We start from the raw sequence: 20,921 nt of genomic DNA, 5'->3' as shown, positions 1-20,921 counted from the left end.
AAAGCATAATCATTGCGTGCATCAAGAAATTTAGATAAAGCCATAGGAAATCCACTTAAAAAGCATTAATAATTATACACAATTGTGAAGAAATATTCAACGTTTTTATGCTAAAGTCTATTAAAGTTAGCAAAATTTCAAGAGTTGGGAAAAATTACCTTCATAGATAACCCTAGTATGCACCTTAGACGCCCTTTTGTAGATCTTTTTATCAACTCTTCTATAAGGTAATATTAAAATGCCAACAACATGATTTAGCAGCCTCAAAGATACCTATTTAAAGTGTGAACTTCTTCGCTTGTCATAGCATAGGCATTTAATATACTAGTTCTCAACAAAGGTAACATATGCTAGAAAATTTCTATCTAAAACTTTTAAAATTGCAGGTTATGAAAAAGAATGACCGTTAGCTATACTAATTCTTTAGATCACGAAGTGGGAGAGAAAGTAAGAAGTTGGAGGTTAAAGCGAGGTTATACTCAAAAGGATTTAGCGGAAAAAATCGGCGTAACGTATCAAATAGTACTACAATATGAAAAAGGAACACGAAAAATTTCGATTAAAAAGTTGTGCGCTATAGCAAAGGTGTTATCAATTAATATTACGGATCTTATTCCTGTATCAAATGAAAAAATCTGTTTTGAAGATAAGGGAGAGGAGATATTAAATCTAGTAAGAGAATATAAAAAGATTAATGATCAGGAGTTACGTAGAATGTTTTGTTTGCTAACCAAATTTGTCCAAGTCAGTGAAAAAAGTAGTAGGAAAGCAGAGAAAGTAAAAATTGCAAAGGGTTTGGTTAAAGAAGGAATTTCTGTTGATGTCGTTGCAAAAACAATAGGTCTCTCTGCTGATGAATGTGTTGAAGAAAAAGTTGGTTCTATATACTACCAAATAGGGAAAAAGATAAAAGAATGGAGGCTAGTGAGAGAGTATACTCAAAAAGATTTAGGAGAGAAAATGGCTACAACACGTGACGAAATAAGCAATTATGAGCAAGGAAGGACTGCTATTCCACTGGAAAAATTATATGAGATAGCAGAAACATTATCAATTAGTATTACAAATCTACTAATAGAGGAAGATGAAGGTAGTAAAGTAGTACCTAATTTGATAAAAGAATACAAAAAAATTGAGAGTCAAGAATTACGCTATGCGCTAATAAAATCTCTGCTTGAAGAGATACGGATTTGCGAAGAAAAAGTGAAAAGAGCAGAAAATTGCAAAAGACTTAGTAAAAGAAGGAATTTCTATCGATATTGTGTTACGAACAGTAGTCATCTCTCTAAGCGAAATTCAACAAGTTTAAAATAAAAAAATCAGTATATATTAATATCTTCACCTATTCATGAAAAAATAAGTAAAAAAGATTGAGAAATTGATTTGACTTCACTCGCAAGCTATGGCTTTATGCCAATGCTGATAAAAAAAACAGCAGTAAATATTTAAAAAAGTTTGTTGTTAGTGAAGGGTAAATTATATGAATAAAAGTAAAGAAGAAATCGAATTCAGAATATTAGAAAGCAAAGGAAAAGCACTACTTGATCGTGAAATAATGGAAACGTTTCTAAGTGCAGTACATGAAAGGCCACAAGCTCAAGAAATTGCTAAAAATCTGGTGAATACCTATACAGGAGTAGGAAGGATTTTAGGTCGAGAAATGGATGACCTGAAAGTTATAGAAGGAGTAACTGATTCTGCAGTAGCAATGATTATGTGTGTTAAGGAAACACTAGAAAGGGTACTTGAGGGAAAAGCTCAAGGGAGAGCCAATAATCACTGCCATTAAGTTAAGGGAAAGTGATGGACTGTATTGTAAAATCAGGTAAGATCCACAAATTAAAAGAAGTAATGACATGAGTAAAAAAAAGAATAATCATGTTTATAAAAAATAAATTGATGAGTTTAAACTTTATAAACGCACACAGAGCATCCTCAAAAGACTTCTCACGAAAAAGAAAGCTGCCCTTCATTAATGTATTTCTCCTGATTTTTAGAAAGAGTGTAAAGTCATTACAAGTAATGCTTAATGAGTTTGTTCTGCATACAAGAAAAGATTACACAATTACGGCAAGTGCATTTACTCAAGCAAGAAAGAAGCTAAAGCATACTGCGTTTTCAGAGTTAAATGATGATATAGTTTCCCTATACTACCAAGATCAGGAATTTAAAACCCACCATGGCTTCAGAGTACTTGCATTTGATGCTTCAATACTGATTCTGCCAAAGAGCGACAAAATAATAGGCGAGTTTGGCTCAAGAGCAGTATGGAATGGAATCCAGAGATTTGAAGACTATACAAGTGCAACCTTTGAAGTTTGCTACGATGTGCTAAATAATATTGCAATAAAATCTGTGCTAAGTAGAGGTGACAGCTATGAGGTTGATTTAGCGATCGGTATGCTTGAATCCATAAAATCAGACGATTTGTTAATCTGTGATAGAGGATACGTATCTTATCGATTTCTTGCTGAGCTTACAGGAAGGAAAATCAATTATATAATTCGCTGTCCAAGTTCGTCTTTCAATGAAATAAACGCTATGTTTAAGCCGGAAAGCCCATCTAGTATGGTGGTAGTGTCTACCGCACCTATTAAAGTAGCAAGACAGCTACGAAAGCTAGGATTACCTGATGAGATGAAATTCAGGTTAGTCAAAATAATACTTTCTTCTGGAGAAGTTGAAGTGTTAGTAACATCTCTGTTAGATGAGCAAAGTTTTACAGTCGAAGAGTTTGAGAGATTATATTACTTGCGCTGGGGAGTAGAAACATTTTTTTCTAGGCTGAAGGGAAGATTAAATTTAGAGAATTTCACAGGAAAAAGTATTGAAACTATCAAGCAGGATTTTTGGTCAACTATCTTCATCAGTAATCTAGAAAGTATCATGATAGAAGATGATGAAGAGACATTGAGCGCACAGAATAGTAAACTAAAAAAAAGCATCAATAAATCTGTCTCATTTAATGCGATTAAAAACTTAGCCTTTGATATTTTTTCTACAGAGTCAGACATAGACTGCATTATGGATCGACTATCACAGTTATTTTTGATGAACACTTTAGTGGTAAGAAAAGGGAGAAGAGTTGATCGTCATAAGATATCTGATATTCGTTCACTCAACTACCAGAAAAGAGCTAGAAAACATGTGTTTTAAATTCAAGATATCTTTTCAGTATCATTGCATTAGTACATTCTTTGCAAAATAACCTGCAATTATTACTTTTTTAAATAACTTGCACTTTTCAGACTCCCTTTTCTTAAAAATTCACCCTAGTATTTACCATAATTATCAATCACTTCAAATTTTTTGTCCAATCTTAACTTCTCTTTCCCTTAACTTAATGGCAGTGGAAACGGCCTTCACCTACATAGTACAAAAAAGACGGACATTGATCTAAAAAAGACTCAAACCTTTGTCTGAAACCCTCAAGATCTCCATCCACTAAACTCCTAATAAGTCCATCACCATTACTCATAAAATACTTCTCTATTTACTATGACCAGAAACACCACTCACGCTAGGTGATCCAAGCATGGACTGTGGATTAGAACCATCGAGTGGCGAAGATGCCTTCCCCAGCTCAGAAGGTGATTCTTGCGAGAAAAAACCACTAGTATCAGAGGATTTTAATGTGGATTGCGAATGACTACCAGAGCCATCAAGTGGCAAAGTTGCTTTCTTACTACCACAAGCTTGAGATCGTGGCCGTAAACTATACTGATGACCATCACTTCTAGGAGGTAAAGTTGTTTTCTCTAATTCAGAGAACAATTCTTCTGCCAAGTTACCGTAATCTATACTTTCTTCCATTCCTTCCCTATCGCATAATCTAAGATTTTTTGTTATTATTTTTTTAAAGGACTCAAATTTTTCAGGAAAGCAATCTTTGGCAAATAACATCATATCCAATATTTCTTTCTTCTCTATTTCCCTATCAGACTCATGACTATCTTCTCGCTTCCAATTAATTATTAATCCTCCAAGTACACTCTTTATAGGAACTGTACAATTAGAAATATTAACAGAAGTCTTTCTGTATTCAATAAAGCAGTCACACTTCCAAATTTCCATAATAAGAGATCTAGCTTGAACGCTTGACTCAGGATTTTCCAACATTACATTTGAAAGTGAGTAAAGAAGGAGGTCATACTTATCCTGTGATAATATTTTCTCTGAATGGTCTCTACGTGCTGAAACTTCTTCATAACACCAGCACTGTACTAAATCATGAACTGTATCAAAAAAACACGAATCTATTAATTGAGCAAAAAGGGAATATACTCCTTTATCTTTCTTCGATAATTTCTGTAACAGAGTATCTTTATTAGCTATATTCCTTATACAAAAATCTAAAATAGGAGCGTCTTCCTCGATAGCTTGAACGTGAGACAGAGCAATGATCGCTTCTGTAAGCTTCTTCTCCGCCATATCTTGATTTTCTTTCAAAATTTCTTTATAAAAATATTCTACTCCTTCACTCCACTTAAGTTTTACAGCACTATCAAAACCTTCTGACGCATTACTTGGTTGCTTTAATTCCCCAGATTCTCTATCAATCCAGAAACTTAATACAGGGTCTCTCCTTTTCATCCCATACAGCAGTGAGTTTAATATGTATTTATTATCATCTTTTACAGAATGACCATTACCATCAACTGCATTAGATGAAAAACTTCTTTTATAAGAATCAAATTGCTCCTTAAAGAGAGAAGGAATTTTTTCTACCACACAGTAACTAGAAGCTATCTCATATCTGCGAAGCGGATTATCGATTTCTCCTATTTTCTCTTCAGTCAATCTTTGACCTAAAACAGCATTATTTAATCTTATACCTGACCAGCAATTTTCATCTTGGAAGATATTGTACAAAAATTGCAGCTTATCATCCTTAAAGAACTTTATATTTTCTATATAGGTTTCTACCCATCTTTTAACAGCTAACTTCCTTCCAGCAGCAATGTCATGATCTGTATATTTTATCACGTCTTGTAGCTTTTTAAGTACTTCAGCCTGACGTTTTGTTTCTATTGGCATTTAACCCCTCCATATCATGAAAACAACATTATGGTACTAAATTTATAACTAGATTACAACACTCATATTACTCAAGATAGGCGAATTTAATATACAACTCATTGACCAAATCTGGAGGAATATTTATGAAATTATTGAGTGTTTTCTGGAAATTTTGATTTAACGGAATTTATAACTGCCATTAGGTTGTCTGGAAACTAGTAACTCCAGTTATATGCAATTTTTAACATAATCTTATCAATATTATCCAGATATGATCAGCAAATATGTTGCTTTCCAGAAAAGCTTTGGTAGAATTAGCCGGGAGATTGGTATTAGATTTGACTATGTTAGTTTTTGGGTAATTTCCTATTTCAGTTATGTATACACTTGATGGCAGAGGTAAAATTATGGTCGTAAATACAAAACCCAATCAGCAGGAGGCTGAGGAAAGTCTCTATACCATTTTGGGGTTCAAGGGGCAAGAAGATTTTCAAGGCCAAACGGACAAGATGCTTGGTAGTGATAATAGAAAACTTAAAAAACTACGGGCCAAGCTATTTGGTAAATGTAAGAAGAAAGTACGGATTGATGAAGAAAATAATCAGGCAGCTAAGAAAGTTAATGATCAAATCAAAAAGTCTAAAACTATTGAAAGTAAATTAAGTGATTTACTGGAATTTAAAAAACAGCTCAAAGCTTTCCTGAAAGATCAAGATAATCGCGGTATTGTGTTAAATAAAATCGATTCTGATAGTACTGAACACGTAGTTGAAGTTAGTGATATACATACAAAAAGGCGTGCCAATAAAAGGCTCAGAGAAAATAGAACTCTAACCTCTAATAGAGAAGATTTTGAACAAGCTTTGGGGTATATAGAATTACAAGAAAAAGCTATGGGAATTACACTCGAAGAGCTTGCAGAATACAAGAAACACCGTGTTAAGATTTTTCTGCTAGATCATATTAATTCATCAAGAAGTAAGCATTTTAAGTTGCATTGTGAAGTAGGAGACGCTATAACAATATTATCAAATGATGAGCTGAGAACCTTCTACGATAAAGAAGTAGAGAAGAAAACGTTACAACCAATATTATCTTACGGAGAATGTAAACAAGTGTATGACAAAATGAACCGCGCAAAAAATGAATCTCATGTCGTAATCGAAAAAGAAGAACTTAGAGAGAGTGTTAGAACAGTAATGGGGGTGAAGTGCTTTATGAATGAAAGCAGTAGAGAAAATCAGAAAAGTGGTACTAGTCCAACAGAAACTTCTACAAATTATAGACAAAAGCAAGTTGCCTCCAGTGATAGTAGAACACTCGGTAGTAATGACATGCCTTCACTAGGTAAATCGATTGAGAGTAGCCAAAGTGATTTGTTCGTGCCATTTGAGGCTCCTGTTAATACGAGTACCCCGATTAAACCTACCAATCCATCTAACCTGGTTACCACCGGTGAGGATTATACCAATTATGCAAATCTGAGTGACGAGTTGGGCGTAAGTGGCATAAATAGAATTGTTGAGCCTGTCGAGCTAGTAGCGAATAGTTTGATAAAAATCAAAGAAATCGCGGAACAGCAGAGTAATACTGCACTAAGTGAAGAAGTAATAGTTCTTGAAAGATATGTGAAAGGTTTGATGGGTGTTACAGAAGGAATTATCGTAGATATTGGTGAAAGATTAGTGCAAAATGATTCTAAAAACATGCCTATTGAACCAGGATTGAAGGTATTGAAAGAGATGAATAAATCTTTAGACGACAGGGTTCAAGAGTTACAGAAAGAAGTAGATAGACTTGAAGAAGAGAATAAAGGTTTTCTAGCCAAAAATGATAAACTTAAGGAAAAGCTTGCTACAGCAGAAGAAGAAAAGGAATTGCTATTTGATGAAAAAGAAAAGATACAGGAGGTTATAAATGTCCTCAATGAGAACAATAGACAATTACAGCAAAAAATAAGTGGGTTAGAAGACGATTATAGGTATCTAAGGGCAGAAGAGACAAAAAGAGAAACCAAAGATTCGTGTATACAAGTGGGGAAGGCAGATATACCAGAAGGAAAAGCTGAATTAGGTAAAGACTATGAAAGTAAATTAGTAAAGCTGGAGCAAGAGATAGATGCAAAAGGGAGACGATGTGAGGAATTGCTATTAGAAAATAGTATATTACGAAGCAATTTAGAACAATCAAAGGCAGAGAATAAACGATTAGAAGGCATTGAAGAAAGCTTGAGTATCGATGCCTCACATTTTTGCTCTGGAGAAAATTTGCATAATGAGCTTATTCTAGCTAATGAACAGCCGAAAAATATTGATAGATCAATCCAAGCTAAAATGGAGTCAAAAGTTGCCCCTGAGGTTGTGGATATTAATGTAACACAAGGTTATAGTAAAAGGGTTAGTAACCTATCTCAAGTCCCTGAACAAAGTTCAGCAGTAAAATCTCAATTCTCAGAAGCAAGCGCTCAGAGTAGAAAGCAAATAATTTGTGCCTCTGCTTCTCTTATATTATCTGGAGCATTTGCTATTGGTACAAGTTTAACGATGTCTCATTTAGGAATATCTATTGGACTTGCTTTGGCTGCATTAACTTTCCTTACATTGGGATGTTATTGTTCGTATAAGGCAAGTACGATACTTAGTAATATTAAACCTTATCAAACTGTAAAAATGGTTGATCATGAAGCTGTTTTTATGGCTCCTAGTTTATAACTGTTTGGAAAAAAAATATATTGTTTTACTCCCCCAAAGATTTAGTGAAAAGAGATAAAGGGAAAGATGAGAAGTTCTATCAGCTCTCGGTGCGGCAAATTAATTGCTGACGGTGATATAGAACATTACTTAGTGATCTAGAGGATAGGGAATTGGCGAATAAAGTTCTAGGTGCAGAAGGAGATATAGATGAAGAAAAGACCAAATTTAGTAGAAAAATTAGCAGGATTTCTCTGAGCTCTGTACATGATAGTGAGGGAACAGCAAAGTAGTTGTATTAAGGGATTAGTTTTATGTTCTGAACTCAACTTTTCGGTAGGCTGTAAAAGAGGTAATATCGAGACCTTCCTTTGAGATTCCAGATTATCAAAGTACTCTGCTCTTCTGAAGTTAGTGATGTTAGGATACCTCTGGGTCGCAGTACTAATAACCAGAATTATGGATTAGGATAAAAAAAAGAGTAAATAGTTTATAATTTAAGCGTTTACAATAGAGAAATTAGCATGTACCTAAATTTGAGCAGCAGATATCTTGAAATTACCATCAATTCAGTAAAATTGAAGAGTTTCAATGGTTTGACAATGTAAGGTATTCAAGGGAGTGTTAAATAAACTGCCATTTTAAAATTTGATCAGACTTAGTTAAAAGAGTGGAGATTTTAATGATTTACCTCAAATCTAATTGAGAATTCGCGTTAGAAACAGTTTACTTAACACTTCCCTACAGCCGGTTTTGGCTTTTGTTGTATCTTCCTCTTTGCAAATTAGAAAGGCTCTCTATTTGTAGCTTATCAGCTGTGGTATTCTGTTTAGCAACCAATCTGGTGCTTCTCTGCCTTTTTCCCACTTGGCAAACCTCATCTTTTCTTTTAGATAATACTCTCTATAGGCTTCTATTGGATTACTACATTTATATCGATCAGGTAACGCTTGTGTAAAAGCTTATATATCAGCTGATTGAAAAATTAGCAAATCCTTATTATTATCACACCAATCTATAACTTCTTCAGATTTATGCGTTCTTTTGTATCGCCAGGTGTACTCTTTACATAATTCTTTTCCATATCCTATCAACCAATAAAAATTCCCTTTCGACTGTCTAGCCCATAAAGAGCAAGGATGGTTTTTGTGAGTAAGTTTATATGGAACTTCTATATTTTGGTCTGTAATGCTGACTAAAGGATTTGGCGCTTTTAATGCTATTGAAAAAACACTGCTAAGTAATTGAGCAGTTTCTAATGGCATTTTCACTATATGCTTATCGCATAACATTTGTGCTGCAATTATAGGATTTTCGTCTAATACAAAGATATTCATCCAGAGATAGAATTAACCTAGGCCTTTAACTTCATCAGCCGTAAGACCAGTAGTTTGAGCTATAACATCAATAGAAACCCCTGCTTTAAGTAGATTCTTTGCAACTGCTATTTTAGCTTGCTTTTCACCCTCTGCTCTACCTTTTTCATGGCCGATGAGGATGCCTTCATGAAGTTTTTCTTCAAGGCTAGATAAATAATCATCGGTACGTTTCTTAGCTTGGTCATAAGCAAGACGTTCTTCTTTACTCCAATTATATTGGTTCAGCTCATCATAAGCCCTGCCAATAATTAAATCACTGCCTATTATTTTTTTTAGATCATCTTCACTTGTTTCACCGGCATGTTTAAAAAAATAACACCATTTCTCTATTATATTTTCTAATTGATCTTCTCTTTTTTTAAATTTAGGTAACTCTATAAAAGTAAAACTAAAGTCTTTGAGATCATGTTCAAAAGTTATCTTATCAAAAGTAACATGATCAGACTTATAAGCTAGCTTATTAGGAAACAAGATAAAATCAGCAATGGCAATAAAGATAACGCCTTTAAGATCATGATACTGATCACCTACATCAGCTTGACTTGAGTAGGCCTTAGCGGCATAGTATTGGGCACGTTTTTTAAAGCCAGTAGTTTTAGCGACTTGCATCTCAATTATTGTTTTTATCCCTGTAGAATCAACACAGAGAACATCAACAATGCTTTGCTTTTGAGAGGCAATGACAGGGTCTTGAATGGGACTGAGAAAGGAGACATCTTTAATCTTATTGTCATCGGTAAGACCTAGTATATCATTAAGAAAGTGAATAAGAATATCTTTATTTTTTTCGGTACCAAAGATACGGCGAAAGGCTATATCATTGCGAGCATCAAGAAACTTCGAAAGAGCCATGACAAGTTAACCTAGAAAGCATTAATAATTATACACAATTGTGAAGAAATATTCAACTAAAATTAAACTACAGGAGAGCTTGCCATAAAATTTTGGCCTGGGTTTTTTACAATTATTTCTGTTTTGAAATTAGTGAAGATGCCTAATAGAGATTGATTTTTATTAACATTAAAGCTATATCTTCATCAGACTGAGAGTTGGAGATATGGCAATAATTCTTTTAGACACAAAAACTATAAATCGTATAGCAGCAGGAGAAGTAATAGAAAGGCCAGCGAGTGTAGTAAAGGAATTAGTAGAAAATGCAATAGATGCTGGAAGTTCAGAAATAGAGATCAAAATAGAAAGTGGTGGGCGCAATCTTATAACTGTGACAGATAATGGAAATGGAATAGAAAAGGAAGATTTGGAACTTGCGTTTATGCGCCACGCTACTTCAAAATTAAGCGATAGTGAGTTAATAGAAATCAAGCACCTTGGGTTTAGAGGAGAAGCTTTGCCTTCAATTGCAGCAGTAAGTAGAATGAAATTATCGTCTAAGACAAGTGGAGCAAAGGAAGCATGGTCTATAAGTTATGAGGGAGGAGAAAAAGTAGGAGAGGTTATCCCTTGTTCTTTATTGCAGGGTACATATATTGAAGTTCGTGACTTATTTTTTGCCACACCAAATAGATTAAAATTTCTAAAAACCGAGAGGGCAGAAACACAAGCTATAGTTGATATTGTAAATAACTTAGCAATAATTAATTATAGTATTGGGTTTAATCTCACTTCCGGTAATAAAAAGCTCTTAAAATATGCTAAACAAACTTCATTATCTAACAGATTATGTGAAATAGAAGAAGAGTTTCAGAGCAATTCGCTGGAAGTAAAAGAGGAAGAGGAAGGCATCAAACTTACGGGACACATCTGTAAACCAACTATCAATCTAGGCAATTCAACTCAGGTCTATACGTTTGTTAATGGCAGGCCAATAAAAGACAACCTACTTGTTGGTGCAATTCGATATGCGTATCAAGATTTTATTCCAAGTGGAAAGTATCCTTTTGCAGTACTGCACTTAGAAATACCGTACGACCAAGTAGATGTAAATGTGCATCCAAATAAATCAGAAGTAAGATTTCAGAATAAAAGGTTAATATATGAAATAGTGAGAAGAGGGATAATAAAAGCATTGTCAACGAGGTTTGCAGCAAGTGGTCAAGGTATTGAAGAGGAGCTGATTTTTAATGATAGTAAAAGCCAAGAGCAGATTGATAGTAAAGAGAAAAAAAATCAAAAAGAGTTTTATGAGAAGAGACCAAGTCTTTTAGAAAATCGTCTAATGAAAGAATTCAACACACCAGACGAAAGAAAGCAAAGCTTATCAGGAAGTTTTAAGTATGAAGGTATAGAGAAATCTACACCACAGAAAGGAGTTATGGTTCTAGAAAGAGAGCAAATTGATTTAATAGCGGATCATCCTTTAGGGTATGCACGCTGTCAGGTCTACAATACTTACATTATTGCTGAGGCTGGAGACAGGCTAATTATAGTAGACCAACATGCAGCCCATGAGAGATTGATATACGAGTGCTTAAAGCAAAAATCAAGCATAAAAAGACAAAAACTTCTTCTTCCTGAAATAGTTGAAGTTAAAAACCAAGCTGAAATGGAGATGGTTGAAATGTATAAAGATAAGCTTTTTGAAATGGGTTTTGGTATTAAAATAGAATCAGAAGATAAAGTAAGGGTGAAAGAAATACCTGCAATTTTAGGAACAATAAATGTGAGAGAGATGGTGATGAATATAATTGATAGATTGATGGAGATAGGAGATACTCTACCTATAGAAGAAAAAGTAAACAAGATACTAGCTACCATTGCGTGCCATGGGTCAATTAGAGCTGAAAGGGAAATGAAGTTGGAGGAGATGAATGAGTTGATGAGACAAATGGAAGAAACACCGTATGCTGGGCAATGCAATCACGGAAGACCAACTTACATAGAAATGAAACTAAGTGATATAGAAAAATTATTTGAAAGGAAATGAGTTCAATTTGTCAAAAAGGTTACCAATTAAGTATACGTGATAGCTCTTTTAATTATAGAGTATAAAATGTGAAAAAAGAGAATAATTGCTCTAACTTTTTAGACTACAAAGTAATAGGACAGGAAGTAAGAAATTGGAGGTTAAAGCGAGGTTATACTCAAAAGGATTTAGCGGAAAAAATCGGCGTAACGTATCAAATAGTACTACAATATGAAAAAGGAACACGAAAAATTTCGATTAAAAAGTTGTGCGCTATAGCAAAGGTGTTATCAATTAATATTACGGATCTTATTCCTGTATCAAATGAAAAAATCTGTTTTGAAGATAAGGGAGAGGAGATATTAAATCTAGTAAGAGAATATAAAAAGATTAATGATCAGGAGTTACGTAGAATGTTTTGTTTGCTAACCAAATTTGTCCAAGTCAGTGAAAAAAGTAGTAGGAAAGCAGAGAAAGTAAAAATTGCAAAGGGTTTGGTTAAAGAAGGAATTTCTGTTGATGTCGTTGCAAAAACAATAGGTCTCTCTGCTGATGAATGTGTTGAAGAAAAAGTTGGTTCTATATACTACCAAATAGGGAAAAAGATAAAAGAATGGAGGCTAGTGAGAGAGTATACTCAAAAAGATTTAGGAGAGAAAATGGCTACAACACGTGACGAAATAAGCAATTATGAGCAAGGAAGGACTGCTATTCCACTGGAAAAATTATATGAGATAGCAGAAACATTATCAATTAGTATTACAAATCTACTAATAGAGGAAGATGAAGGTAGTAAAGTAGTACCTAATTTGATAAAAGAATACAAAAAAATTGAGAGTCAAGAATTACGCTATGCGCTAATAAAATCTCTGCTTGAAGAGATACGGATTTGCGAAGAAAAAGTGAAAAGAGCAGAAAATTGCAAAAGACTTAGTAAAAGAAGGAATTTCTATCGATATTGTGTTACGAACAGTAGTCATCTCTCTAAGCGAAATTCAACAAGTTTAAAATAAAAAAATCAGTATATATTAATATCTTCACCTATTCATGAAAAAATAAGTAAAAAAGATTGAGAAATTGATTTGACTTCACTCGCAAGCTATGGCTTTATGCCAATGCTGATAAAAAAAACAGCAGTAAATATTTAAAAAGTTTGTTGTTAGTGAAGGGTAAATTATATGAATAAAAGTAAAGAAGAAATCGAATTCAGAATATTAGAAAGCAAAGGAAAAGCACTACTTGATCGTGAAATAATGGAAACGTTTCTAAGTGCAGTACATGAAAGGCCACAAGCTCAAGAAATTGCTAAAAATCTGGTGAATACCTATACAGGAGTAGGAAGGATTTTAGGTCGAGAAATGGATGACCTGAAAGTCATAGAAGGAGTAACTGATTCTGCAGTGGCAATGATTATGTGTGTTAAGGAAACACTAGAAAGGGTACTGAGAGAAAAGCTCAAAAGTGAGCCAATAATGGACTTACAAGGGCTAGTAGAGTACTTAAACGTAAGTATAGGTCACGCAGAGAGGGAATGTGTAAAAATATTGTATTTGAATAAAAGGCGCCAATTAATCGGAGAAGAATCCTATATTGGTGAAATGGAAAAAGCACCGGTGTACATAAAGGAGATTACAAGAAAGGCATTAATAAAAAATACAACATCAATAATAATGTCACATAACCATCCTGGAGGAAGTTTAGAACCGTCAGAAGAAGATCAAGAAGTAACAAAGAGCTTAGCAGCAGCATGTAGTACTGTAAGCGTTAGATTATTTGATCATATTATCATTACAAGTGCGGGCTATTTTAGCTTTAGAGAAAACGGATTGTTATAGCAGAAAGTATTTGCAAGTTTACTCACTACAATTTATGCTGAGTAATAGAGTGTATAAATTAAGGTTTGTATACTTAAAAAGTATTTTTAATATGAGGTTTATATGACTAGTAAAGATCAGAATAATTTGATGCCATTCTTTAGATACTTTTTCTTTTAATGAGAGTCTTAAATTTGTTGCATGAGCCTTTATTAGTAAGGTTTTAGGTGGACTTTGCACTGTAATTTCATTAACTGTATATACACCCATTGGCAACACATCTGTTTCTCTATAACCTAGAGCAATATTTAATTCATTTGGAATATCTATGTCTTCGTCCCTGTAATCAACATGTACTTCAACTACATCGTCTATTGTCCCAGATTCATCTGTAAGGCGCAATGATATGACTCTATCTTTAATTGATTCACATTTATCTATTATAAAATCTGGCTGCATTTATTCCCAGACCTTTAATTTTGACTTTTGTACTGGTTTCTGAATAGTAGGAAGCTTTATCTTTAATCCTGCAGGCAAAAAGCTTCCGTATTCTGCCAAACCTAAGTTCTCTGCTAGTACTAATTCCACTACTCCATCCGTAAATCCGTAATGTTTCCAGCAAATCAGATCTAGCATTTCTCCTTCTTTGGCTAAGTAATATATAATCATCTATAGCTCTTCAAACTCAAACTAAATTCAACTTTTCTTGGTAGTCCACTAGGTAAAAAATACATCTGCTTTTCTTCTAACCTGGTAATTACGAACTGTCCTAAAATATTACCTAAACTATCTACTAAAACATGTGGTTTTTCAGCTTCTTTCATATTCTTTAATTGATTTAGCCCATTGAGATTATGTAGATAAATCGTTCCTTCTAAATCTATATCTTCTATACCTTGACCGATATTTTGTAATAGTGGCATATTTTCAATACACTCAATTGTGCTCCAACGATTTTCCCTATTATACTTTAAACTTGTTGGAGCAAATTTATACGGGCCAAGAGACAACATTTTAATAAACAGGGTCTATGGTATCAAACAGAACATCACGTGATTTTTCTCTTATCCTTTTTATTACTTCATCAGCAAGGCTGCGAACATCTTGATTTGGTGCTGCTTGTACACTTATGTTGAAATAATTATGTTGAGTTTGGTTAAAGGTTTTATTTTCATATTTGCTTTTTACGTACTCTTTTAGATTTTTCTCATCTACTATAGATTTCTTTTCTGCGATAGCATGTTTAATTTTAACATTATTCCAGCTATTTTTAGAAATTCCTTTCATCACACTATTATTTGATAAAGGATTCCCATTATTAAAAATACTATTTTTAGAAAGTAAATTGCTAGCTTCTCCATCAACTAACGAAATAACAGTTTTTCTCTTCTCAAATTCTTTTATTGGACTATTTTCTGACACTTTCCAAAATACGCTACTAACTGTATCTCCCATCCATGAAAAAGCCTCTCCTATCGGTTTTATGATTGATTTCCAAAAACTAGCAAAAAATTCCTTCACTTTTTGCCAGTGAGTGATAACAAGTGCTGCACCAGTGACAAGTCCAGCAATTAAAAGCCCTATAGGATTACTCATTACAGCAAGCGTTATTGCTCTTAGCCCTGTTATTACTGCAGGAAAAACTGTAGCTGATAAAAATGAAAATGTTGCAATTATTTTTGCCCTTAAACCGAGAACTGTACTTGCTAAAAAAGTAAACCCATAACCTAAGCCTACTACTAAGATTTTCAAACTTATTAAAGCTGCTATAGTTCCCATGATTGCTGTAGTTAAGGTTGGATATTTTTCTGCAAATAAGGCTATGCTCCTAGTTTTTTCTTGTAAAAATTCAGCTATAAATTTTAAAGTAGGCAGCATCACCGAGCCCAGGTTCATACCAACTTCAGCTATTGCATTGCGAAGGAGTCTTAATTTATTGGCTGTAGTGTCTGCACGATTTTTGAATTCTTTTTGCAGAGAGCTTCCATACTTTTCTGTATTAGCCAATAACTTTATTGCATCCTCATACTTATTAAAACTTCCAGCTAATAATGCAATATCATCTTGATATTCCTGACCGAAAAGTTTCATCAGGATTGTAGAACGTTCCTGATTATCCATTTTCTTTAGAGTTTGAAAAAAGTAAAGTAGTGCTTTTTCCCCATTTTCACTTATCCTTTGTACCATTTCTTCTGCGGCTATGCCCGTTTCTTCTAGTGCTTCCTTAAATTCTTTTCCTTGACCTTCAGCAGTTTGAAGTTTTGAAAGTAGTGCATTTATAGCAGTTGCAGCTTTTGCTGGTTGTTTGCCCAAACTAATGAAAGCATTTACTAAGCTACTTGTTTGTTCAAACTTTAATCCAAACTGCTTTGCAGTACCACCAACTATTGCTAGAGCTTCAACCATATCTTTTGCTTTAGCAGCAGTGTTATCTGACAAGTGGTTGATCACATTACCAACGTGTTCCATTTCACTAACATTAATTCCATAAACGTTAGAAAGTTTAGCTATAGAATCTCCTGCTTGTTCTGCAGACATATCAAATGCTGTAGACATTTTTGCCACTGTTTCTGTAAACATAAAAAGATCTTCTTTCTTGATACCAAGTTGACCACCGCTTGCAGCTATTTGTGCTAATTCTGCAGCAGATAATGGTATAGTACGTGACATCTCTTTTAACTTCTTGGCAAATTTATCAGCTTCCTTTGTCTTTTCGTCAAAATCAACTACTTTTTTAACATCAGCCATAGCCGATTCAAAATCAATTGCAACTTTAACTGGAGCTGCAAGCGAAAGGCCTAGCCCAATAGTCTCTATAATTTGTGACTTAAAATGTGCTTTGCTTGCTAAAAAACTTTGGTGACTACGTATTGCAGACCCAAGCTTACCATACTTACCTTTTAGCACTTCAATAGAAGAACCAAGTTTATATTGATCACTTACTAATGACTTAATATTTCTTCCACTTTTCCTTACTTCTTCATTAAATGAATGCAAAGCATCTCTCTTTTTCAAATATGCTTCTTTTGCTTTTGTTGCAGAAAACTTAGCTTTATCAAACTCAGCTTTTAAAGTTTTGCTTGGTTTCTCTATTGCTTTCATTTGTTTAGCTAAAGATTTTACCTGATCCTCAAAACCTTTCCATGACCTTCTGCTAGTTAAAACATCACTACCCAACTGCTTAAACTTTGATACTGATTTTAAAGATGAATCAAGCTTTCTTATATTCTCACCAAGACGAGTAAGTTGACTACTACTGCCTTTTATTACAGCACTGAAACTGCCATCTAAAGCTGCTCCTATTTTTATAGATAACGTTGACATTGTACCTTCCTCGCTGCTTCATGCCATAGGATAAATTCATTAATTTCCATATCAAGCAAAGGCTCAATTCCACTACCAATAATAGAACTGAGCTCGATTACTTCTGACCTTAAATCCTTTGAATAATTGGTGAAAAAAAATCTTTTAATACTTCCTGCACTTTCACATAATCAGCAATATCTAACTCTTCAATCGCTTCTTTTGCAACTGATGTCAGATTGGCAGTCAAAGTTACTTCCTTACTCAAATCACTACCATTAATGCGCTCTACTGCCAAATAGTCTCTAACTTTTGGACGTCTAACGGTAAGTTCTGAGACAGAAATTCCATCAACTGTTATTGGGTTATTAAGTGTTATAGCTTGCATACTTCTCCTGAAAAAGTTAATTAAATAAAAGTCCATATCGGCTTTTACATAACTAATTTTTGTTACTATAGTTTTTGTGTTTGATTAACGATCCTTCATACTAAATTTCTCAATATAAAGATGATAGTAGGGGTTATTTCCCTTCAACTTGAATTAATTCTTGAACCTCATCGACAGAAAGACCTGTACACTTGACAATAGTGTTAATGTCAACATTATTAGTCAACATCGCTTTTGCAACTTCAATCTTTCCTTCAATCTTTCCTTCTTTTTTGGCATCATCAAGTTTTTGAGCAAGAACGGCCTGTTCATCACGAATACGCTTAGTCTCCTGTTCATAGGCTATAAACTCTTTTTCTGACCAGTTAAACCTGTTTAGCTCTTCATACGCTTTTTTGATTATTACGTCACTTCCTGTTATCCTTTCCAATTCTTCTTCACTTGTTTCATCAGCGTACTTAAAAAAATACACCCACTTCTCAACTATATTTAAAAGCTGATCTTCTTTAGTTTTGGAAAATTTAGGCAGTTCAATAAATACAAAGTAAAAATCTTTTAGATCATGTTCATTAGTATCTTCATCCCGAATGGTGTGTTTTGATTTATACTCAGACTTATCAGGAAATAGTATACAATCTGCTATAGCAATAAAGATAATTTCCTTAAGGTCATGGTATTGATCGCCCTTGTCAGCTTGTCTTGAGTAAGCTTTAGCTGCGTAGTATTGGGCACGTTTTTCAAAGCCTTTGGTTTTAGCGACCTGCATCTCAATTATCCATTGCACTCCTGTTGAATCTCTACATAGCACATCAACAATGCTTTGCTTTTTAGATGCGATATCAGGATCTTGAATAGTACTTAAAAACTCTATATCCTGTATTGCATTTTTGCCAGTAAAGCTCAAAATATCATTTAGAAAGTGAATGAGGATATCTTTATTCTTTTCTGTACCAAAGATACGGCGGAATGCTACATCATTCTTAGGGTCGAGAAATTTAGATAAAGCCATAGCACAAATGCCTAAAAAATATTAATAATTATACAGCATTATTAGTAATTTTTCAATAAAAAAGTGGCTGTATGAAAATGCATCCATCTATTCCATTAAATCCCTAAAACCGTTTGCAGCAAGGCCATTTGATCAACACCATTTATCTTTCTAATCATATTTTCAGCATCGATTTCTATTAATTCATTACCACCTATAGTAAGTTTATAGTAATGAGCAGCTACAGTACACTTCAGCGTTGCTTTTTCAGCAGGTTTCCAGCTACCAAAATCAAATTCTTTGAATATGCCCCTAAGGTTGATAATTACTCCTTCAATATCATTACTTCCACTTCCTTGCATTCCTCCACGAAGCGTTAAAGAAACCGAGTTTCCATTTATCAAGCCAAATAGCCGAAAGAGTTCTGTATCGTATTCAGAAAAAGTAAAGTCTGCTTCTAATTTCTCCATGCCCATATCAATATTTATTGGAATATCCATACCACCAGCACGATACTCTTCTGTTTTTATGGTAAGTTTTGGTAGGGTAATTTCATCTATTTTTCCTACATAACCACGACCATCAACAAATATGTTAAAATTCTTTAAAATCTTTGGTAGCATTTCTCTTTCTCCTTTTTACAATATTGGTTATCTAAGGAGAGAAAGTCGCCCTTCTCTCCTCGACTTCAAAACCGGACTTGCAGCTTTCACCACATCCGGCTTCTCTCTAATTTGGTGTCTGTCATACACACTTCTTATGTAAGGAATCATGGCAATGCCCACGCAGCAAGGATAAGTTTTTGATCATATTATTGCACCTATTTTTGTCTTTATGATGTACCTCTAGAATATCATCATTTTTAAACTGAAGCTGACAATATTCACACTTTCTTTGTTGCAACTTCAAAAGTTTTATTACTAATGGTGATTTACCAGGTATTTTACTTAAACGATTTCCCCAATATGTCCAATCCCCATCATATGGAGATTTGGCTCCAAACACTTTGATATACCTTTTAATAGCATGATCTCCATGTTTGATAAGATGCATTCCATTATTTGTCATAAACCTCCAGTTGTCGTTGTTATACTTTCTAAAGTGTTTTTTCTTTATCCAGCGTCTTCCCTTGTAACGATGTCTGTAGACTGCCCATTTCCAAAGTTTTCTAAACATTATATTATCCACCGAATGAAATATTTTGCTTGAAACTACTGCAATGTAATATTGACACCATCCCCTAATGATTGGGTTTAGGTCTCTTATTACAGCTTCTTGAGGTGCTCCACGCATTTCTCTCATCTTATGTTTAATAAGTAATGTATGCTGTTTCACAGAATTACGACTTGGTTTAATTAGTAATTTATATGTTCTCTTATTTCTTTTTGGATACTGTCGTATCGTAAATCCAAGAAAATCAAAACCTGGCTTTAATCCGTTTAAAGGTTTAATCGTGTGAGAAACTCTTGTTTTTGAAGGTTTTAATTCTAGCCCAATGATTTTTAACCATTCCTCAACTAGGATTTTTGCCTTCATTATAATTTCTTCACTTTCATGTATGATGACAAAGTCGTCGGCATAGAAAACCACACTCATAATTTTTTGTGCATCTCTATGTGCCATTGCTCTACCTTTCTTTTTCGCATATTGAAAAAGATCGCCCTTAAGTTCCTTTCTAATATGTTGTTCCACTCCGTGTAATGCTATACATGCAAGTAATGGTGAAATTGTACCCCCTTGGATTGTACCACGCTTAGTGGGTTGGAATTCGTTATTTTCCATAACTCCTGCTTTTAACCATCCTCTTATTATTCTTGTTAAACTTGGAGTGGTATTGAGTTTCTTCAGCAGTGCATTATGTTCAATATTATCAAAGCAACCAGAAATATCAGCATCTAAGATAAATGCCGTTTTCTGCTTAATGGCATTAAATATCGCTCCTATTGCATCATGGCATGATCTACCAGGTCTAAAACCATACGTGTTCGGCTCAAATTTTGCTTCCCATTCAGGTTCCAACGCCATTTTTACAAGTGTTTGTTTCGCTCTGCACGATATAGTGGGAATACCAAGTGGGCGACGCTCCAATGGCTTACCAGGTTTTGGGATCCAGATTCGTCTTGATGGTTTTGCTTTTTCTCTTAAATCCATAGAGTATGCTAATTGCATTCTTTCTTTTTGGTTGAGACTAGCCTTTCCGTCAATACCTGCTGTCTTTTTTCCTCTATTATCCTGTGTTACCCTCCTAACAGCAAGCATTCTTGCACTTGTTGATTTAAGTAATAATCTCTGAAGATTATGCATCTTTTTGATGTCATTACATTTAGAAGCTCGGTAAATTCGTTTTTGTAGCTTAAATGAAGATTTCTCCAGCTTTCGCCAGGGAGTTTCATTCCATTCATACCTAACATTTTGTTGGCTCATAACATATTCACTACTATTCACAACTTTACCTTCCAAATTACAGTGTCTACGTC

At 34.1% G+C, this 20,921-nt stretch carries 14 protein-coding genes and 4 pseudogenes; 7 read left to right on the top strand and 11 right to left on the bottom strand.

Translation table 11 applies throughout. The features are described 5' to 3' along the window. Window positions 1-399: 399 nt before the first annotated feature. The 3 genes and pseudogenes from ABLO99_RS00890 to ABLO99_RS00880 all read left to right on the top strand — a co-directional run bounded on the left by ABLO99_RS00890 (window position 400) and on the right by ABLO99_RS00880 (window position 3,156). Window positions 400-1,309 (top strand): annotated as a pseudogene (locus ABLO99_RS00890) (helix-turn-helix domain-containing protein). A gap of 171 nt (window positions 1,310-1,480) precedes the next feature. After that, a pseudogene (locus ABLO99_RS00885) lies at window positions 1,481-1,778 on the top strand (DNA repair protein RadC); the annotation flags it as partial. 100 nt (window positions 1,779-1,878) lie between these two features. Then, entirely contained in the window at window positions 1,879-3,156 is a 1,278-nt protein-coding gene (locus ABLO99_RS00880) for an IS4-like element ISWpi18 family transposase (RefSeq protein ID WP_349966866.1), read from the top strand. A gap of 333 nt (window positions 3,157-3,489) precedes the next feature. On the opposite strand, the gene ABLO99_RS00875 is transcribed toward ABLO99_RS00880, so the two are convergent. Continuing rightward, window positions 3,490-5,037, bottom strand: a complete 1,548-nt coding sequence (locus tag ABLO99_RS00875) for a cytoplasmic incompatibility factor CifA (RefSeq protein WP_349967821.1) — start codon at window positions 5,035-5,037, stop codon at window positions 3,490-3,492. A 389-nt stretch (window positions 5,038-5,426) separates the two neighbouring features. Here ABLO99_RS00875 and ABLO99_RS00870 point away from each other — a divergent pair, with 389 nt between their 5' ends. Next, window positions 5,427-7,730, top strand: a complete 2,304-nt coding sequence (locus ABLO99_RS00870; protein ID WP_349967819.1) for a hypothetical protein — start codon at window positions 5,427-5,429, stop codon at window positions 7,728-7,730. Window positions 7,731-8,506: 776 nt separating this feature from the next. On the opposite strand, the pseudogene ABLO99_RS00865 reads toward ABLO99_RS00870, so the two are convergent. Together ABLO99_RS00865 and ABLO99_RS00860 are read right to left on the bottom strand one after the other, a co-directional pair. Beyond that, window positions 8,507-9,046: pseudogene (locus tag ABLO99_RS00865) on the bottom strand (pyrimidine dimer DNA glycosylase/endonuclease V). Window positions 9,047-9,058: 12 nt separating this feature from the next. Further along, complete coding sequence (locus ABLO99_RS00860; protein ID WP_349967816.1) at window positions 9,059-9,940, bottom strand: Rpn family recombination-promoting nuclease/putative transposase; 882 nt, start codon at window positions 9,938-9,940, stop codon at window positions 9,059-9,061. Between the two features lie 205 nt (window positions 9,941-10,145). Between ABLO99_RS00860 and mutL the strand changes: the two genes are divergently transcribed. The 3 genes and pseudogenes from mutL (at window position 10,146) to ABLO99_RS00845 (ending at window position 13,786) form a co-directional block, all read left to right on the top strand. Continuing rightward, the gene (gene mutL / locus ABLO99_RS00855; RefSeq protein WP_349967814.1) at window positions 10,146-11,972 is read left to right on the top strand and encodes a DNA mismatch repair endonuclease MutL; all 1,827 of its coding nucleotides are present in this window, start codon (window positions 10,146-10,148) and stop codon (window positions 11,970-11,972) included. 68 nt (window positions 11,973-12,040) lie between these two features. Then, window positions 12,041-12,959: pseudogene (locus ABLO99_RS00850) on the top strand (helix-turn-helix domain-containing protein). 170 nt (window positions 12,960-13,129) lie between these two features. Further along, window positions 13,130-13,786, top strand: a complete 657-nt coding sequence (locus ABLO99_RS00845) for a RadC family protein (protein ID WP_349966961.1) — start codon at window positions 13,130-13,132, stop codon at window positions 13,784-13,786. An 18-nt stretch (window positions 13,787-13,804) separates the two neighbouring features. Here the strand turns inward: ABLO99_RS00845 and ABLO99_RS00840 are convergent, their stop codons facing one another. The 8 genes from ABLO99_RS00840 to ltrA all read right to left on the bottom strand — a co-directional run bounded on the left by ABLO99_RS00840 (window position 13,805) and on the right by ltrA (window position 20,889). Then, window positions 13,805-14,224: a hypothetical protein gene (locus ABLO99_RS00840; RefSeq protein ID WP_349967811.1), complete on the bottom strand. Its 420-nt coding sequence runs from the start codon at window positions 14,222-14,224 to the stop codon at window positions 13,805-13,807. Next, the gene (locus ABLO99_RS00835) at window positions 14,225-14,434 is read right to left on the bottom strand and encodes a tail protein X (RefSeq protein WP_208571687.1); all 210 of its coding nucleotides are present in this window, start codon (window positions 14,432-14,434) and stop codon (window positions 14,225-14,227) included. Then, window positions 14,431-14,778 (bottom strand): phage tail protein, encoded by a 348-nt coding sequence (locus tag ABLO99_RS00830; RefSeq protein ID WP_349966949.1) that lies wholly within the window; start codon window positions 14,776-14,778, stop codon window positions 14,431-14,433. The genes ABLO99_RS00835 and ABLO99_RS00830 overlap by 4 nt, the downstream gene beginning before the upstream one ends. Before the next feature lies 1 nt (window position 14,779). After that, on the bottom strand, window positions 14,780-17,089 hold the full coding sequence (locus ABLO99_RS00825; protein ID WP_349967808.1) for a phage tail tape measure protein: 2,310 nt from the start codon (window positions 17,087-17,089) through the stop codon (window positions 14,780-14,782). A gap of 109 nt (window positions 17,090-17,198) precedes the next feature. After that, window positions 17,199-17,456, bottom strand: coding sequence for a phage tail assembly protein (locus tag ABLO99_RS00820; protein WP_349968542.1), 258 nt, complete (start codon window positions 17,454-17,456; stop codon window positions 17,199-17,201). A 133-nt stretch (window positions 17,457-17,589) separates the two neighbouring features. Then, the gene (locus ABLO99_RS00815; RefSeq protein WP_349967806.1) at window positions 17,590-18,465 is read right to left on the bottom strand and encodes an Rpn family recombination-promoting nuclease/putative transposase; all 876 of its coding nucleotides are present in this window, start codon (window positions 18,463-18,465) and stop codon (window positions 17,590-17,592) included. Between the two features lie 95 nt (window positions 18,466-18,560). Beyond that, entirely contained in the window at window positions 18,561-19,067 is a 507-nt protein-coding gene (locus tag ABLO99_RS00810) for a phage major tail tube protein (RefSeq protein WP_349967805.1), read from the bottom strand. 121 nt (window positions 19,068-19,188) lie between these two features. Next, complete coding sequence (gene ltrA, locus ABLO99_RS00805) at window positions 19,189-20,889, bottom strand: group II intron reverse transcriptase/maturase (RefSeq protein WP_349967804.1); 1,701 nt, start codon at window positions 20,887-20,889, stop codon at window positions 19,189-19,191. Window positions 20,890-20,921 lie beyond the last annotated feature (32 nt).

This window comes from Wolbachia endosymbiont of Armadillidium arcangelii (genome assembly GCF_040207875.1).
Taxonomy (GTDB): Bacteria; Pseudomonadota; Alphaproteobacteria; order Rickettsiales; family Anaplasmataceae; genus Wolbachia.
This window is presented reverse-complemented; position numbering and strand designations above follow the sequence as displayed.

What these genes read in the sequence shown, in the direction of transcription:
- mutL (WP_349967814.1), top strand. Translation starts at nt 10,146, where the DNA reads ATGGCAATAATTCTTTTAGACACAAAAACTATAAATCGTATAGCAGCA.
- ABLO99_RS00840 (WP_349967811.1), bottom strand. Translation starts at nt 14,224, where the DNA reads ATGCAGCCAGATTTTATAATAGATAAATGTGAATCAATTAAAGATAGA.
- ABLO99_RS00820 (WP_349968542.1), bottom strand. Translation starts at nt 17,456, where the DNA reads ATGCAAGCTATAACACTTAATAACCCAATAACAGTTGATGGAATTTCT.
- ABLO99_RS00815 (WP_349967806.1), bottom strand. Translation starts at nt 18,465, where the DNA reads ATGGCTTTATCTAAATTTCTCGACCCTAAGAATGATGTAGCATTCCGC.
- ABLO99_RS00835 (WP_208571687.1), bottom strand. Translation starts at nt 14,434, where the DNA reads ATGATTATATATTACTTAGCCAAAGAAGGAGAAATGCTAGATCTGATT.
- ABLO99_RS00880 (WP_349966866.1), top strand. Translation starts at nt 1,879, where the DNA reads ATGTTTATAAAAAATAAATTGATGAGTTTAAACTTTATAAACGCACAC.
- ABLO99_RS00830 (WP_349966949.1), bottom strand. Translation starts at nt 14,778, where the DNA reads ATGTTGTCTCTTGGCCCGTATAAATTTGCTCCAACAAGTTTAAAGTAT.
- ABLO99_RS00875 (WP_349967821.1), bottom strand. Translation starts at nt 5,037, where the DNA reads ATGCCAATAGAAACAAAACGTCAGGCTGAAGTACTTAAAAAGCTACAA.
- ABLO99_RS00810 (WP_349967805.1), bottom strand. Translation starts at nt 19,067, where the DNA reads ATGCTACCAAAGATTTTAAAGAATTTTAACATATTTGTTGATGGTCGT.
- ABLO99_RS00870 (WP_349967819.1), top strand. Translation starts at nt 5,427, where the DNA reads ATGGTCGTAAATACAAAACCCAATCAGCAGGAGGCTGAGGAAAGTCTC.
- ABLO99_RS00845 (WP_349966961.1), top strand. Translation starts at nt 13,130, where the DNA reads ATGAATAAAAGTAAAGAAGAAATCGAATTCAGAATATTAGAAAGCAAA.
- ABLO99_RS00860 (WP_349967816.1), bottom strand. Translation starts at nt 9,940, where the DNA reads ATGGCTCTTTCGAAGTTTCTTGATGCTCGCAATGATATAGCCTTTCGC.
- ABLO99_RS00825 (WP_349967808.1), bottom strand. Translation starts at nt 17,089, where the DNA reads ATGTCAACGTTATCTATAAAAATAGGAGCAGCTTTAGATGGCAGTTTC.